The following is a 15,596-nucleotide window of genomic DNA, read 5'->3' as shown; positions in this document are numbered from 1 at the left end:
GTTGTCGAAGTACTGGCCCTTGACCGGGGCGACGAACTCGCCGCCGATGTAATTGCCATAGCGTTTCTCGAAGCCGACGACGCTGCCGTCGCTTCCGGGGTTGGCGTAGATCATGGCGCGTGCTCCTGTTGCGGATGTTATCGTTATGGGTGACTCTGTGTCAGTCTTGGTCAGATGCCCGAGGCGGGACATCCTTCCGAGGCAGGAGAGCGCCTCCTCCGTTGGGAGGAGGCGAAACGGAGCGAGCGCCATGCATACCCTGCTGATCGCCGACGATCACCCCATGTTCCGCGAAGCGATGGTCGACGCCATTGCCGCTGCCTTGCCCGACACCACCATCCTCCAGGCCGCGACCCTGGCCCAGACGCTACGCGATGCCGCCGCGCACGAAGAGATCGACCTGCTGTTGTTCGACTTGAGCTTGCCCGACAGCGAGGGGCTCGATGGCCTGGTCCGGCTGCGCGAGCAGTTGCCCTGGCTGCCGGTCGCGATCATTTCCGCCGAGCAGGGCCGCGAGACGGTACTGGAAGCGCTCAACCTCGGTGCGGTCGGCTATATTCCCAAGTCGACACCCCGTCAGGAATTGCTGGCGGCGCTGCGGCAGGTCTTGGAAGGGCGGGTTTATCTACCGGCCGATCTGCTGCGCCGGCCATCGTCGGCTCCGCGGCCGGAGGCGACGAAAGCGCTTGGCCTGACGCCATTGACCGCCAAGCAGCGCGAGGTTCTGGCGCGGATGTCGCAGGGAAAATCCAACAAGCATATTGCCCGCGAGTTGATGATTGCCGAAACCACGGTCAAGACGCATGTTTCCGCGATCCTGGGCAAGCTCGGGGTGAGCAGTCGGGTCCAGGCGATTCTGACCGCCCACGAGCAGCACCTTGCCCCTGTGGGCGAGGCGTCGGCAGGGCTCGGTTCACGTCCTCTCGAGCAGGCTGAGTAGCTGCATCTTCAGGCGCAGCGGTTTGACCGGCTTGAGCAGCCAGCCGAATCCCCGCATGCGGGCGCGGTGCTTGAGCGCGGCATCATGATTGGCCGTGATCACCAGTACCGGCAGGCCGGGCCAGCGCTCGTGCAGCCGGCTCGCCGTCTCCAGTCCGTCCGGATCGCCATCGTCGAGATGATAGTCGACGATCAGTACGTCCGGTGATGCGGTCTCGCCTTCCAGTACCCCGGGACCGCGCGCCGCCATGACCCGGCATCCCCAGCTTCCCAGCAGCGCCTGCATGCCCTCGCGAATGGCCAGGTCGTCATCGATGACCCATATCGTTCGGCCGGATAGCGGTTCGTCATCCGGCATGGCTTCGGTCACTGCCTGGACACGCTTCCCTGCGGGCCGATGCGCGTAGGGGACCAGTACCGAGAACAGCGAGCCTCGACCGGGCCTGGATGCCAGCCCCACGGGGTGGTCGAGCATCGAGGTGATGCGGTCGACGATGGCCAGGCCGAGCCCCAGGCCACGATCCTGGTCGACACGGCGATTTTCGGCGCGCCGGAATTCCAGGAAGATCGCTTTGCGCTGGTCTTCGGGGATGCCCGGGCCTGTATCGCCGACGCAGATTTCCAGACCTCCCGCCCGCCGGCGACAGCCCAGCAGAACATGGCCCCTGGCGGTATAGCGGATGGCATTGGTGAGAAAATTACGCACCACCCGCGCCAACAGCTGCAGGTCGGAGTCGATCACGGCTCCGCTGCGCACGTAGTGCAGGGCCAGTCCCTGCGAGGCAGCAATCTGCTGATATTCATGGGCCAGCATGTCGAGCAGGTCGGCGGCTTCGAAAGGCGCCACATCGGCCTTGAGAACCCCGGCATCCAGCCGTGAGATATCCACCAGGGTACCCAGCAGGGTCTCGACATCCTTGAGCGAGCGGCCGAGGTGCTCGACCAGATGCCGAGCGTCCTCGGGCACCCGGTGCTCGCCCAGGGCACTGGCGAACAGTCGGGCGGCGTTCAATGGCTGCAGCAGATCATGGCTGACGGCAGCGAGAAACCGGGTCTTGGACGAGTTGGCCGCCTCGGCTTCCTGCTTGGCTTCGATCAATCGCTGCTCCGCCGAGGCGCGATTGTGGATCTCCTCTCGCAACTGGGCATTCACCTGGCCGAGCTCATCGAGGGTGTGATGCAGTGTCTCGGTTCGCTCGCGTACCTGCTCTGCAAGCAGCACGGCGTGTTCGAAGGCGGCATAAGGCGCACCCTCGGCGGCGCCACTCGACTCGACGCGTTCGATCAGCGCCGCGCACACCTTGCGCAGGCGGCGGTTCTCGTCGACCAGCGCCTGCTCACGCGCCGTGGCTGGCGCCATCTGTTGCGTCGGGTCGGGGATGGCCAATAGCGACACCGGTAAAGGTCTGGTTGATGTGCATGCCATGGTGCTGTTCCCCGTAGGTGTTGAAGCCGATCGCACGCCACCGGCGCAACAGCTCCGAGGCCGATTGCGCTTCGCCGAGCGCTTCGATGGCCAGGCGGCGCAGGAAACAGTCGCAACCGATGATCAGCGTCGGCGGCCCGAGACGTGATTCGAGCTCGGTGAGTACCTGTTCGAGGTCGGCCAGGATCGGCGTCGGTCGCATGGCGGTCAGGACGATGCCGTTCTCCACCGCACAATAGAAGGTCAGGCTGCCGTCCGCATGGATCCGCTGGATGGAGCGTGCGTAGAATCGCTCGCCAATACGCACCGCCAGGGGATGTTGGGCGAAATCGGCTTCACTCAGCCGCGCTACCTCGCGCCCGACCAGCCGGGCGTATTCTCCGGCCGCCGGTGCGGCATTGAGCTCGTGTACGGTGCGTTGGTGCCGATCCGCGGCGGTGACCACCAGTTTCTCGGCGCACGGGCGCAGGTGGTGCGTGCTGAAGACTTCGAACGGCAATGGCGTGGTGATCATCACCACAACCGCCGCCTGACTGTGGAAATGCCCCCGATGATAGACGTAGGTATGAGCGAGGCGATTGTCATCGCCCGCCGACCCGCCGAAACTGGGAATGTTGCCGAGTGCGGCATCCAGCGTGGCCAATACCTGCTCCTCGCTGCTCGAAAGTCCGTCGAGCAGGGTCAGGGCGAAGCTGTGATCGGAAGCGGACACCGTCGATTGCCGCCGGCACTCGCCGAGCAGCTTGTCTACCAGGCATTGTGCCCGTAACAGATCGAAGGATTCCAGGTCGGCGATCAATGTCGGGGCAACGGTGAAGAAACGCCGGTCGAAGCCAATGGCGACCACGCATCCCCGCCCGTAGCCGGTGGGGGTGATTTCCCCCGCGGTGGTACAGCCACTCACCGGTACATGCGGGAATGTCTCATCGAGTGCATGCCCCAGCGCATCCAGCGGATATTCGGTACTGCAGAAGAACAGCACCGCGCCCAGGTGGGCATGCTGCAGTCCGTCGGCTAACTCCCGGACAGCCAGTTGCGGGTCGCGATGGAGGGACCAGGCCGTGCGCACGGGCTTCACTTCCCGGTAAGGCGAGAGGGGCGCTATGTCATTCGGGGAGGCATCGAGCATGGTGGCGGCTGCCGCATCGTTGGCGTTTTTCGGCAGTGTATGCCTGGCTCGACCCCGTCACAACGAATGCTCCGGCATGAATCATCGATTGCATGTCGGGCATCATGAACAGCCGCCTCGGAAACAGCCGGCGAGCGGTGCCGTACGATCGAAGCGCCGCTTCTTGCTTCCTGCAACCCGGTTCAGGGAGTCAAGGCGGCGTTGCCGATCCAGACCGATGAACATTTCCGCTAGTGCTGACCCGGCTCAGGCCTGCTGTGGTGCGTGGCGCGTCGTGCCCAGGCGCTTGACCATCGCTTCGACCATCTGCGCGGAGTGGGTCGCCGCCTGATCGATGAACTCCTTGAAGGAAACGTTCGATTCCCTGCCGGCGATGTCCGACAGGGCGCGAATCACCACGAACGGGCAGCCATAGAGGTGGCATGTCTGGGCGATGGCGGCCGCTTCCATCTCGGCAGCCAGCATGGTCGGGAAACGACCGCGGGTAAGCGCGACGGCATCGGGGCAGGCCATGAAGGCGTCGCCGGTGGCGATCAGGCCTTCATGGACGCGCAGATGCCCCAGTTCCTCTATACACTCGCGGGCCACGCTGACCAGCCGCTGATCGGGCAGGTAGGCGGCGGGCATGGACGGCACCTGGCCGTGCTCGTAGCCGAATACCACTGCGTCGACATCGTGGTGGCGCACTTCGCTGGAAATGACCACGTCGCCGACCTCGAGATCGCTGCCGAAGCCGCCGGCCGATCCGGTGTTGATGATCACCTCGGGCTGGTACATGTCGAGCAGCAGGGTGGTGCCGACCGCCGCGTTGACCTTGCCGATGCCGGATTGAAGGATCACGACTTCCACGCCGTGAAGCCGGCCGACATGGAAGGTCGAGCCGACGTGCCGGCGGGTCTCGCGGTCTTCGAGCAGCGAGGCCAGGCGAGCCACCTCTTCGGCCATGGCACCGATGATGCCTATCTTGTGCATGTGTCGAGCTGTCCTTGGGTCACTTGCGGGGAGGGCGGGCTCAGGCGAAAACCCGGTGCCATTCGTCGCGCTTGTCGAGAAAGTCGCGCGCCAGGGTCTTGGCGCCTTCCAGGCTATGGCTGGCCGCCCAGCCGCACTGCATCTCGTTGCAGGCGGGCACCTCGTCGGCGGCGAGGACATCCTTGAGAGTGCCTTCGATCAGGTTGAGCACGTCGTCGTAGTCGTCGTGATTGATCATCGCGATGTAGAAGCCGGTCTGGCAGCCCATCGGGCTGATGTCGACGACCCTGTCGCTGTGGTTGCGCGACAGCTCGGCCATCAGGTGTTCCAGGGAGTGCAGCGCGGGCATCTCCATGTGGGCCTTGTTGGGCTGGCAGATGCGCATGTCGTACTTGTGGATGTCGTCGCCGTTGATGCCGGTCTTGATGCCGGCCAGGCGTACGTAGGGCGCCTTGACCTTGGTGTGATCGAGATTGAAGCTTTCCACGTTCATCGGCTTGTCGCTCATCCAGAACTCCTGCTGGTCGCTGTATGGTCGCAAAGATTAGGCGCGCAATTATAACCAAAGGGCGTCAATCTTGCATTGCATCATGCCGCTCGGCGGCATCGAGGGTGTTCTCGAGCAGCGAGGCCACGGTCATCGGTCCGACGCCGCCGGGCACCGGGGTGATGTAGCTGGCGCGGCTGGCGGCGCTGGCGAAGTCGACATCGCCGACGAGGCTGCCGTCCGGCTGGCGATTGATGCCCACGTCGATGACGATCGCGCCGGGCTTGACCCACTCGCCACTCACCACGCCGGGCTTGCCGACGGCCACGACCAGTATATCGGCGCGCTGCACGTGGTTCTTGAGGTCGCGGGTGAAGCGATGGCACACGGTGGTGGTGGAGCCGGCAAGCATCAGCTCCAGCGCCATCGGCCGGCCGACGATATTGGACGCGCCGACGATGGTGGCATCCAGGCCACGCACCGCCAGGCCGCTCTCCTGAAGCAGGGTCATCACCCCCTTGGGCGTGCAGGGGCGCAGCATCGGCAGGCGCTGCGCCAGGCGCCCGAGATTGTAGGGGTGAAAACCGTCGACGTCCTTGTCGGGACGAATGCGTTCGAGGATCGGCCGTTCGTCGAGGTGAGCCGGCAGCGGGAGCTGGACGAGGATGCCGTCGACACGGGGGTCGGCGTTGAGGCGGTCGACGAGCTGCTCGAGCTCCTGCTGGCTGATGTCGGCGGGCAGGGCATGCTGAAACGAACGGATGCCGGCCTGCTCGCAGGCGCGATGCTTGTTGCGCACGTAGACCTCCGAGGCGGGATCTTCGCCGACCAGGACCACGGCCAGGCCGGGCACTCCATGCCCCGTTTCGCGCCGGGCGGCGACCCGTCGAGCAACCTGTTGGCGGACATGCGCGGCAATGGCCTTGCCATCGATCAATTGGGCGGTCATCGAAGATTCCTTTGCACTGATGCGGGCTACGGTCGGGCTGCGGTGCCGACGAAAACGGCGGCGATGCAAGGGCGCCGATTTTCGCATGCTCCGGTCTCCAGTCAAAGCGCCCGAGGCCGGCGGCCTGCCCGGGGGTGAGCGCTAAAGGCTTGACCTGCGGCGTGTCTTGAGTAGAATATGCAGCGCTTGACGAGGCCTATGGCTGCGTCAAGGCCGTGTTCAGCGTCGGCGGGGCATAGCGCAGTCTGGTAGCGCGCCTGCTTTGGGAGCAGGATGTCGGGGGTTCAAATCCCTCTGCCCCGACCAGTTGGCGATGACCGGAAGCGGTGCCGTCAGCTTGATTGGTCAAGGCCTCGGCGATAGGCGCTCATAGCTCAACCGGATAGAGCAACGGCCTTCTAAGCCGTAGGTTGCAGGTTCGAGTCCTGCTGGGCGCGCCAGGCGGTTGCTGGTCAGGTCCGGCAAAGCGCACTGACGGGTCGAGTGACTCGTAGGCATGACAAGCGACAATGGTGGATGTAGCTCAGTGGTAGAGCCCCGGATTGTGGCTCCGGTGGTCGTGGGTTCGATCCCCATCATCCACCCCATGTCGTCTTGCTGCCGTCTCTTTCGAAGTGGTGGGTGTAGCTCAGTGGTAGAGCCCCGGATTGTGGCTCCGGTGGTCGTGGGTTCGATCCCCATCATCCACCCCATTTCGCAAGTCGTCGTCCAGTGCGACGTTATCTCGTCTCTTTTTCCCCGCCCTGATTCCTCTGTATCATCCGGTTAGTGATGGGCCGTTTGCGCCGATGGGTCCGATGCAGAGCGCCCAGCTTCGCGCAAGCGACCAGGTTGAACGGCGATTTGCCGCTGCAGGCCTTGTAAAGTGCGCCCTGCGTCACCATAACCGGCACATTGGTCGTGCTTGCCAGCGCGCCCGGGGATTCTTAGAATCCAGCTCTTTTGACATACTTTCAAACGAAACGCCTTAGTCGGTAGAGGACCATCCATGCAAGTTTCCGTCGAAACGACTTCACAGATCGAACGCCGCGTCACGGTACAAATACCTGCCGACGAGGTCGATCAGGCTGTTAGCGAACGTCTTCGTGACACCGCCCAGCGCGTACGCCTGAACGGCTTCCGCCAGGGCCGGGTGCCGATGGCGGTAGTCAAGCAGCGCTACGGTCACGACGTGCGCAACGAGGTGGTCAGCGAGCTGATGCGCCAGAACTACGTCAAGGCGATCACCGAGCAGAGCCTCAATCCGGCCGGGTATCCCTCCATCGAGCCGACGATCAACGAGGCGGGCAAGGACCTGGAGTTTGTCGCCACGCTGGAGATCTATCCGGAAATCGAGCTGGCCTCCATCGAGGGCGCCGAGGTCGAGCGGCCGGTCGCCGAAGTCACCGATGCCGACATCGACCAGATGATCGAAACGCTGCGCAAGCAGAACGCCAGCTGGGAGCCGGTCGAGCGTGAAGCGGCGGAAGGCGATCAGGTCAAGATCGACTTCAAGGGGTATCTCGGTGACGAGCCTTTCGAAGGCGGCGAAGCCGAAGGCCACGAGCTGGTGCTCGGCTCCAATAGCTTCATCCCCGGCTTCGAAGAGCAACTGATCGGGGCCAGGGCCGGCGACGAGAAAACCATCAAGGTGACCTTCCCCGAGGACTACCAGGCGGAGCACCTGGCCGGCCAGGAGGCGACCTTCGCGGTCAAGGTCGACCAGGTCAGCGCCCAGCAGCTGCCTGAAGTGGACGCGGAATTCATCCAGCGCTTCGGTGTCGAAGAGGGCGATCTGGACAAGTTCCGTGACGAAGTGCGCAACAACATGCAGCGCGAGATCCAGCAGGCCGTCGACAATCGCGTCAAGCAGCAGGTGCTCGAGGCGTTGCAGAAAGCCAACGATGTGCCCGTACCGGCTTCGCTGATCGAGCAGGAAACCGATACGCTCAAGCGTCAGGCGGCCCAGCAGTTCGGTCTGGGCGACGATTTCGACGTTTCCCAGTTGCCCAATGAGCTGTTTGCCGACCAGGCCAGGAGCCGGGTTCAGGTAGGACTGCTGCTCGCCAGGGTGATCGAGACGCATGAGCTCGAAGCCAGCGACGAGGAGATCAAGGCCAAGGTCGAGGAGCTCGCTCAGCAGTATCAGCAGCCTGACGAGGTGATCGAATATTACCTCAAGGACGAGCAGATGAAGAATCAGGTCAAGTCGGCCGTTCTCGAAGAGAAGGCGGTTGACACGCTTCTCGCTCAGGCACAGGTTAAGGACGTGGAAATGTCCTACCAGGAAGCGCTACAGGCTGCCCAGCAGCAGGGCGGCCAGGAAGACGCCGAGAGCGACGACGAGTCGTCGCAGCAAGCCTGATCCGCGGCAGCCCGGGATCGACGACCCGGCTTCGGCCGGGTCTCCAGTCACTGCAGGCGCTCGGTTAGGGTAGCGCTGGATTTTCCAATCACCGGATTAAGGAAGTCACGCAATGGGCAACGAGTTCGATATACAAAACGCCGGTGGCTTGGTCCCCATGGTGGTCGAGCAGAGCGCGCGCGGCGAGCGTTCCTACGACATATACTCCCGCCTGCTCAAGGAGCGGGTGATCTTCCTGGTGGGGCCGGTGGAAGACTACACCGCCAACCTGGTGGTTGCGCAGCTGCTGTTCCTCGAGTCCGAGAATCCGGACAAGGACATTCATCTGTACATCAACTCGCCGGGCGGTTCGGTGACGGCGGGCATGTCGATCTACGACACCATGCAGTTCGTCAAGCCCGACGTCTCCACGGTGTGCCTGGGTCAGGCAGCCAGCATGGGCGCGCTGTTGCTGGCCGGCGGTGCCAAGGATAAGCGCTTCTGCCTGCCCAATTCGCGGATGATGATCCATCAGCCGCTGGGCGGGTACCAGGGCCAGGCCTCGGATATCGAGATCCATACCAAGGAGATTCTCAATATCCGCCATAAACTCAACCGCATTCTGGCCGATCATACAGGACAGGACATCGAGACCATCGCCAGGGATACCGACCGTGACAACTTCATGGACGGCAACCAGGCGGTAGAGTACGGCCTGGTCGATGCGGTGCTGGATAAGCGCCCGGCATCCTGATAGCGTAAATTCTATCCATGCATATCAAGGCGGCCCGCGGCGGGTCGCCTGCCCTAAAGAGGTACGCGAATGGCCGACGGCAAAGGCAAAGACGAGGGCAAGCTGCTGTACTGCTCGTTCTGCGGCAAGAATCAGAACGAGGTGCGCAAGCTGATTGCAGGCCCTTCCGTCTACATCTGCGATGAATGTGTCGACCTGTGCAACGACATCATTCGCGAGGAAGTCCTCGAGGCCGACGCAGAGGGTGACGAGGATCGCCTGCCCGCTCCACGCGAGCTCCGCAATACCCTCGACGATTACGTGATCGGTCAGGATCGCGCCAAGATGGTGCTGTCCGTGGCCGTCTACAACCACTACAAGCGCCTGCGCGCCGGCGTCAAGTCGGACGAGGTCGAGCTCGGCAAGTCGAACATCCTGCTGATCGGGCCCACCGGTAGCGGCAAGACGCTGCTGGCCGAGACCCTGGCACGCTTGCTCAACGTTCCCTTCACCATCGCCGACGCGACGACGCTGACCGAAGCCGGTTACGTGGGCGAGGATGTCGAGAACATCATCCAGAAGCTACTTCAGAAGTGCGACTACGACGTCGAGAAGGCGCAGAAGGGGATCGTCTACATCGACGAGATCGACAAGATCTCGCGCAAGTCGGACAACCCGTCGATCACTCGCGACGTGTCCGGCGAGGGGGTCCAGCAGGCGCTGCTCAAGCTGATCGAAGGCACGACCGCCTCGGTGCCGCCGCAGGGCGGGCGCAAGCATCCGCAGCAGGAGTTTCTGCAGGTCGATACCGGCAATATCCTGTTCATCGTCGGCGGCGCCTTTGCCGGCCTGGACAAGGTGATCCGCGATCGCGCCGAGAAGGGCGGCATCGGCTTCAACGCCTCGGTCAAGAGCAAGGACACCGAGCAGGGCGTCGGTGACGTGCTGGCGAGAGTGGAACCCGAGGACCTGGTCAAGTTCGGCCTGATCCCCGAGTTCGTGGGGCGCCTGCCGGTGATTGCGACCCTCACCGAGCTGACCGAGGATGCCTTGATCGAGATCCTCACCGAGCCCAAGAACTCGCTGATCAAGCAGTACGCCAAGCTCTTCGAGATGGAGAACGTCGAGCTCGACTTCCGCGAAGACGCCTTGCGTGCGGTGGCGCACAAGGCGATGGCCCGCAAGACCGGGGCTCGCGGGTTGCGCTCGATTCTCGAGTCGGTGCTGCTCGATACCATGTACGAGGTACCGTCACTGGATGGCGTGACCAAAGTGGTGATCGACGAGTCGGTGATCGCGGGAGAGAGCGAGCCGCTGCTCATCTACTCCCAGCAGGAAGAAAGCAAGGTCGCCAACAAGGACGGTTGAACCCTTCTCGTTGCGACGGGGGCCCGTTGAGGCCCCCTTTTCGTTTCTGCACGCCCGCTGCCGCGGTTGCAAAGCGTCCTGCTTGCCCCCATCACTGGTGTCAGCCGTGAGCCGCGTCAGCGGCCCAACCATCCGATTCGTGAGGACTGCCTGCAATGCAGCAGAACACCCAAGAGACCTTCATTCTGCCCCTCCTGCCGCTGCGCGATGTCGTCGTCTATCCGCAGATGGTCATTCCTCTGTTCGTCGGTCGCGAGAAGTCGATCCAGGCTCTCGAGGCGGCAATGGAAGCCGACAAGCGGGTGTTGCTCGTTGCCCAGCGGGAGGCCGGGCAAGACGATCCCGACGCCGGCGACCTGTTTTCGGTGGGGACCGTCGCCGACATCATGCAGCTGCTCAAGCTGCCCGACGGCACCGTCAAGGTGCTGATCGAAGGCGCCTCCCGCGCCGACGTGACGGACGTCACCCACAACGACGACGGCTACAGCACCGCGCACGTGGTGATGCGCGAGAGCCAGCCACTGTCCGAACGAGAACAGGAATCGCTGGTGCGCGTGTTGCTCAACCAGTTCGAGCAATACGTCAAGCTCTCCAAGAAAGTGCCCAACGAGGTGCTCGGTTCGCTGCAGGGCATCGAGGACCCGAGTCGCCTGGTCGACACCATCTGCGCCCATCTGTCGCTGAAGATCGGCGACAAGCAGGAACTGCTCGAGATGGATCGGGTGCGCGATCGCATCGAGCACCTGATGGCGCTGATCGAATCCGAGATCGACCTGTTGCAGGTCGAGAAGCGGATCCGCTCGCGGGTCAAGGAGCAGATGGAGAAATCCCAGCGCGAGTACTACCTCAACGAGCAGATGAAGGCCATCCAGAAGGAGATGGGCGAGCTCGAGAACGTGCCCAACGAGGCCGAGAAGTACGAGAAGCTGATCGAGGAGTCGGGGATGCCGGCCGAGGCCGCCGAAAAGGCCAATCAGGAGCTCAACAAGCTCAAGATGATGGCGCCGACCTCGGCCGAGGCGACCGTCGTGCGTTCCTATCTCGACTGGCTGGTTGCCGTGCCGTGGAAGAAGCGGACGCGCGTCAAGCACGATCTGGGCAATGCCGCGCAGGTGCTCGATACCGATCACTACGGCCTGGAAGAGGTCAAGGAGCGGATCCTCGAGTATCTGGCCGTGCAGAAGCGCGTCAAGAAGCTCAAGGGACCCGTGCTCTGCCTGGTGGGTCCGCCCGGCGTCGGCAAGACCTCGCTCGGCCAGTCGATCGCCCGGGCGACCAACCGCAAGTACGTTCGCCTGGCGCTGGGCGGGGTGCGCGACGAGTCGGAAATCCGCGGCCATCGGCGGACGTACATCGGCTCGCTGCCCGGCAAGGTCGTGCAGCGCATGAGCAAGGCCGGTGTCCGCAACCCGCTGTTCCTGCTCGATGAGGTCGACAAGATCGGCGCCGACTTCCGCGGCGATCCGTCATCGGCGCTGCTCGAAGTGCTCGATCCCGAGCAGAACGATACCTTCAGCGATCATTACCTCGAGCTGGACTACGACCTGTCGGACGTGATGTTCATCTGCACCGCCAATTCGATGAATATTCCCGGGCCGTTGCTCGATCGCATGGAAGTGATCCGGCTGCCGGGCTATACCGAAGACGAGAAGCTGGCCATCGCCGAGCGCTACCTGGTGCCCAAGCAGATCAAGGCCAACGGCCTCAAGGACGGTGAGCTCAGCTTTTCCGCGGAGTCGCTGCTCGAGCTGATCCGCTATTATACGCGCGAGGCCGGCGTGCGCGAGCTCGAGCGCCAGATCGCCAAGGTCTGCCGCAAGGTGTTGCGCGAACGCCTCGAGAAGGAAGGCAAGGAGGGGGCTTCGGCACCGCAGCTGCTGGCCGGTGACGACATCGAAGCCTATGCCGGGGTGCGGCGTTTCAGCTATGGCCTGGCCGACCAGGAAAACCAGGTGGGTCGGGTCACCGGCCTGGCGTGGACATCGGTGGGGGGCGAGCTGCTCAATATCGAGTCGGTGGTCACGCCGGGCAAGGGGCGACTCAACAAGACCGGTTCGTTGGGCGATGTCATGAAGGAGTCGGTGGATGCGGCGCATACCGTGGTCCGGGCCCGCGCGGTACCGATGGGCATCGATCCCGAGCGCTTCGAGAAAGAGGATCTGCATATCCACGTTCCCGAGGGAGCGACTCCCAAGGATGGCCCGAGCGCCGGGATCGCCATGGTGACGGCCATGGTTTCGGCCTACACCGAGCGGCCCGTGCGTTGTGACGTGGCCATGACCGGTGAAGTCAACCTGCGGGGCGAGGTCATGCCGATCGGTGGTCTCAAGGAGAAATTGCTGGCGGCACGTCGCGGTGGTATAAAGACAGTGCTAATTCCGGAGGAGAATCGCCGGGACCTCAAAGAAGTCCCGGATAATGTCAAGGACGCTCTGGAAATCAAGCCTGTTCGTTGGATCGATGAAGTGCTCGATGTTGCATTGATTGATCTTTCCGAAGGCGGAAGCGATGACAAGAGACTCGAGGATGCCGCTTCATCGCACAGCATGGTAAGTACACATTAAGCATAATTCGTTCATCATGTCGGGTTGAAAAACCCGGCATGGTGGGGTTTGGCCCAATGGTTGGTTGACAGTAGTTTTGCCGCATTGCTATAAATTGCGCTTTGCTGTGATCGTGTGTAGCCACCGATAGATTGGCCGATTGCCAGTAATTTCCGAAGAAACAGTCAAGGGGTGAAGTGTGAATAAATCCGAGCTGATCGAAGCCATCGCCGCATCTGCCGACATTCCCAAGGCGGCAGCCAGCCGTGCGCTGGACGCGATGATCGATACTGTGTCCGATTCGCTGAAGAAAGGGGATTCCGTAGCCCTGGTTGGCTTCGGTACCTTCACCGTCAAGGAGCGCGCTGCACGCACGGGTCGCAATCCGCAGACCGGTCAGCCGATCAATATCGAAGCGGCCAAGGTTCCCAGCTTCAAGGCCGGCAAGGCGCTCAAGGACTCGGTCAACTGAATCTCGAGACTAGATTTCGATTGAGTTTCGTCAATTTCGAGATTTATCGCGGAGCCTGGCAGCGATTCTCAGGGCGCTGAAGAGTGAGCCATGACATTGTGCATCCCATCTTGCCGGATGCTGCCATACGGGCCCCGTTGCCAGGCGCACCGCACAAGCGGTGCGCCTTTTTTCGTTACAGAAGCTATCCGAGGCCAGCATGCTGCAACATATCCGGGACCGTTCCCAAAGTATGGCCGCCAAGGTCATCGTCGGGGCGGTCATCGTCACTCTCGCGCTATTTGGCATCGAATCGCTCGTCGGGCTCTTCTCGCAGAGCAGTGATGATGTTGCCGAGGTCAACGGTGAGTCGATCTCGCGTCAGGCCGTCGAGATGCAGGTCCAGCGGGCCATCCGCTCCGGTCAGGTCCCCCCCGACCAGGAGCGTCAATTGCGCAACCAGGTTACCGATCAGCTGATCACCCAGCAGTTGCTGGATCAGTATGCCGAGCGGGGCGGGTTGTATATCTCCAGTGAGCAGATCGATCGGATGATCGTCAATCGGCCCGAGTTTCAGGACCAGGACGGCAACTTCTCGGCCGATATCTTCCGCAATCGGTTGAGCAGTGCAGGCTATACGCCCCAGTCCTTCCGTCAGCAGCTGCAGCGCGATCTGCTGCGCCAGCAGGTGCAGCAAGGCCTGGCGGTCAGCGAGTTCGTGCTGCCCGGCGAACGCGCCCAATTGAGCGCGCTGCGCAATCAGCGTCGCAGTTTCCGCTATTACACGCTTGGCCGCGACGATCTCAACGCCCCGGTCAGCGTCGACGAGCAGGACATCCAGGCCTATTACGATCGGCATCAGGATCGGTTCCAGCGTCCCGAGCAGGTCAAGCTGAATTACGTCGTGCTCGATCAGGCGACGCTTGCCGAGGGGATCGAGGTCGACGAGCAGGCACTGCGCTCGGCCTATGCCGAACGCCAGGCGCAGGCGCCGCGGCGCATCTCGCACATCATGGTCAGCTTCGGGGACGAACGTACACGCGAGCAGGCTCGCCAGCGGTTGCAGCAGGTGCGCGAGCGGTTGCAGGGCGGCGAAGACTTCGCTCAACTGGCCGATGAGTATTCCGATGACACCACTACCGCGGGCAAGGGCGGCGCCCTGGGGGTGATCAATCGCGGTTTCTTCGGCGAGGAATTCGAAGACGCGGCTTTCTCGCTGGAGCAGGGCCAGGTTTCCGACATCGTCGAGACCGACAATGGCTTGCACCTGCTCAAGGCGACAGGAGTCGATCTGCCGGCGTTCGACGAGATGCGCAGCGAACTGCATGATCAGGCGGCCATGGAACAGGCTCAGGATCGGTTCAACGAATTGGCTCAGCGACTGATCGACGAGAGTTTTGCCGCTGAAGACCTGGCGAGCGTCGCCGAGGATCTGGGCCTGAAGCTGCACTCCAGCGATTGGGTGTCACGCAATGACGTCAGCGGTGTGCTGGCGGAGCCCGGGGTCATGGAGGCCGCGTTTCAGCCGGACGTGCTCGAGGAGGGATACAATAGCGACGTCATCGAACTCGACGATCAGCGCCGCATGGTCCTGCGTGTCGCGGATCATCGCGAAGCGACCACGCTGCCGCTCGAGGAAGTGCGTGGTCAGGTGAGGGCGGCGGTCGAGGCCGAGGCTGTTCACCAGGCGCTCAGCGATCGCGCAACGGAGCTGGCCGAGGCGCTCGAGGCCGGTCGCCAGCCGTCGCTGGACTGGACGGTGGTCGACTCGGTCACGCGCCGCAGCGTGGACGATAGCGTTCCGGAAGCCGTGGTGACCCAGGCGTTCCGCCTGCCCCGGCCGTCGCCGGAGGGAACGACCTACGGCAAGGCCGATGCGCCGCAAGGGGTTGCCCTGATTGCTCTGGATTCGGTGAGCGAAGGCGAGCTCGGCGCCGATGACTCGAGCAGCGCCAGTGCACTGATGGCCGAGCGGCTGCGTGTCCAGGCGGCTATCCAGGGACTGTTGCAGTCGTTGCGCGATGAAGCCGAGATAGAGCGCCACTGAGGTCGAGTCCGGCTGTTTCGCGAAAAAGGCGCGGCTACGGCCGTAATGCCAGTCAGTTAACGCTGACTGGCATTTCTCTTGGTCGGGTACTTCTGGGGTCGACGCCTGACTGATCGGGGGTAAGATCGCTCGCGTCGCTCAGGCAAGACGAAGGCAGGCGCCATCTCCAGCATCGACTGGATCACACCGGGCACACGCCCCGGCGAGACCCAGGGGAGGACTGTTAACT

General features: G+C 63.0%; 12 protein-coding genes, 4 tRNA genes and 1 pseudogene. 11 read left to right on the top strand and 6 right to left on the bottom strand.

Going from position 1 to position 15,596, the window contains the following annotated elements; all coding sequences use genetic code 11:
- Positions 1–250: 250 nt before the first annotated feature.
- Positions 251–940, top strand: coding sequence for a response regulator (locus HR9077_RS15705; RefSeq protein WP_136067969.1), 690 nt, complete (start codon positions 251–253; stop codon positions 938–940).
- On the opposite strand, the gene HR9077_RS15700 is transcribed toward HR9077_RS15705, so the two are convergent.
- The 5 genes from HR9077_RS15700 to folD all read right to left on the bottom strand — a co-directional run bounded on the left by HR9077_RS15700 (position 914) and on the right by folD (position 5,902).
- Positions 914–2,299, bottom strand: a complete 1,386-nt coding sequence (locus HR9077_RS15700) for an ATP-binding response regulator (RefSeq protein ID WP_244613296.1) — start codon at positions 2,297–2,299, stop codon at positions 914–916. The genes HR9077_RS15705 and HR9077_RS15700 overlap by 27 nt on opposite strands.
- Positions 2,277–3,494, bottom strand: coding sequence for a nitric oxide-sensing protein NosP (gene nosP / locus HR9077_RS15695; RefSeq protein WP_136067965.1), 1,218 nt, complete (start codon positions 3,492–3,494; stop codon positions 2,277–2,279). Before nosP ends, HR9077_RS15700 begins: the two co-directional genes overlap by 23 nt.
- Positions 3,495–3,740: 246 nt before the next feature.
- A complete protein-coding gene (mtnN, locus tag HR9077_RS15690; protein ID WP_136067963.1) occupies positions 3,741–4,466 on the bottom strand; it encodes a 5'-methylthioadenosine/S-adenosylhomocysteine nucleosidase in 726 nt (241 codons plus the stop codon).
- 40 nt (positions 4,467–4,506) lie between these two features.
- Positions 4,507–4,974: an S-ribosylhomocysteine lyase gene (locus tag HR9077_RS15685; protein ID WP_136067961.1), complete on the bottom strand. Its 468-nt coding sequence runs from the start codon at positions 4,972–4,974 to the stop codon at positions 4,507–4,509.
- 64 nt (positions 4,975–5,038) lie between these two features.
- Positions 5,039–5,902: a bifunctional methylenetetrahydrofolate dehydrogenase/methenyltetrahydrofolate cyclohydrolase FolD gene (folD, locus tag HR9077_RS15680; RefSeq protein WP_136067959.1), complete on the bottom strand. Its 864-nt coding sequence runs from the start codon at positions 5,900–5,902 to the stop codon at positions 5,039–5,041.
- Positions 5,903–6,131: 229 nt separating this feature from the next.
- Between folD and HR9077_RS15675 the strand changes: the two genes are divergently transcribed.
- The 10 genes from HR9077_RS15675 (at position 6,132) to HR9077_RS15630 (ending at position 15,367) form a co-directional block, all read left to right on the top strand.
- Positions 6,132–6,208, top strand: a tRNA-Pro gene (locus tag HR9077_RS15675).
- A 57-nt stretch (positions 6,209–6,265) separates the two neighbouring features.
- Positions 6,266–6,342 (top strand) — tRNA-Arg (locus HR9077_RS15670).
- 72 nt (positions 6,343–6,414) lie between these two features.
- Positions 6,415–6,489: transfer RNA gene (locus HR9077_RS15665), tRNA-His, on the top strand.
- A gap of 30 nt (positions 6,490–6,519) precedes the next feature.
- Positions 6,520–6,594 (top strand) — tRNA-His (locus tag HR9077_RS15660).
- A 296-nt stretch (positions 6,595–6,890) separates the two neighbouring features.
- Positions 6,891–8,246, top strand: coding sequence for a trigger factor (gene tig / locus HR9077_RS15655; protein WP_136067957.1), 1,356 nt, complete (start codon positions 6,891–6,893; stop codon positions 8,244–8,246).
- Positions 8,247–8,358: 112 nt separating this feature from the next.
- Complete coding sequence (gene clpP, locus HR9077_RS15650) at positions 8,359–8,979, top strand: ATP-dependent Clp endopeptidase proteolytic subunit ClpP (protein ID WP_136067955.1); 621 nt, start codon at positions 8,359–8,361, stop codon at positions 8,977–8,979.
- A 69-nt stretch (positions 8,980–9,048) separates the two neighbouring features.
- Positions 9,049–10,326 (top strand): ATP-dependent Clp protease ATP-binding subunit ClpX, encoded by a 1,278-nt coding sequence (gene clpX, locus HR9077_RS15645; protein WP_136067953.1) that lies wholly within the window; start codon positions 9,049–9,051, stop codon positions 10,324–10,326.
- 155 nt (positions 10,327–10,481) lie between these two features.
- Positions 10,482–12,890 (top strand): endopeptidase La, encoded by a 2,409-nt coding sequence (lon, locus tag HR9077_RS15640; protein ID WP_136067951.1) that lies wholly within the window; start codon positions 10,482–10,484, stop codon positions 12,888–12,890.
- A gap of 178 nt (positions 12,891–13,068) precedes the next feature.
- Positions 13,069–13,341 (top strand): HU family DNA-binding protein, encoded by a 273-nt coding sequence (locus HR9077_RS15635; protein ID WP_136067949.1) that lies wholly within the window; start codon positions 13,069–13,071, stop codon positions 13,339–13,341.
- Positions 13,342–13,540: 199 nt separating this feature from the next.
- Positions 13,541–15,367, top strand: coding sequence for a SurA N-terminal domain-containing protein (locus HR9077_RS15630; RefSeq protein WP_136067947.1), 1,827 nt, complete (start codon positions 13,541–13,543; stop codon positions 15,365–15,367).
- A 56-nt stretch (positions 15,368–15,423) separates the two neighbouring features.
- Here HR9077_RS15630 and HR9077_RS22210 read toward each other — a convergent pair.
- A pseudogene (locus HR9077_RS22210) lies at positions 15,424–15,596 on the bottom strand (IS4 family transposase); the annotation flags it as partial.

This window comes from Modicisalibacter radicis (genome assembly GCF_900961225.1).
GTDB lineage: Bacteria > Pseudomonadota > Gammaproteobacteria > Pseudomonadales > Halomonadaceae > Modicisalibacter.
This window is presented reverse-complemented; position numbering and strand designations above follow the sequence as displayed.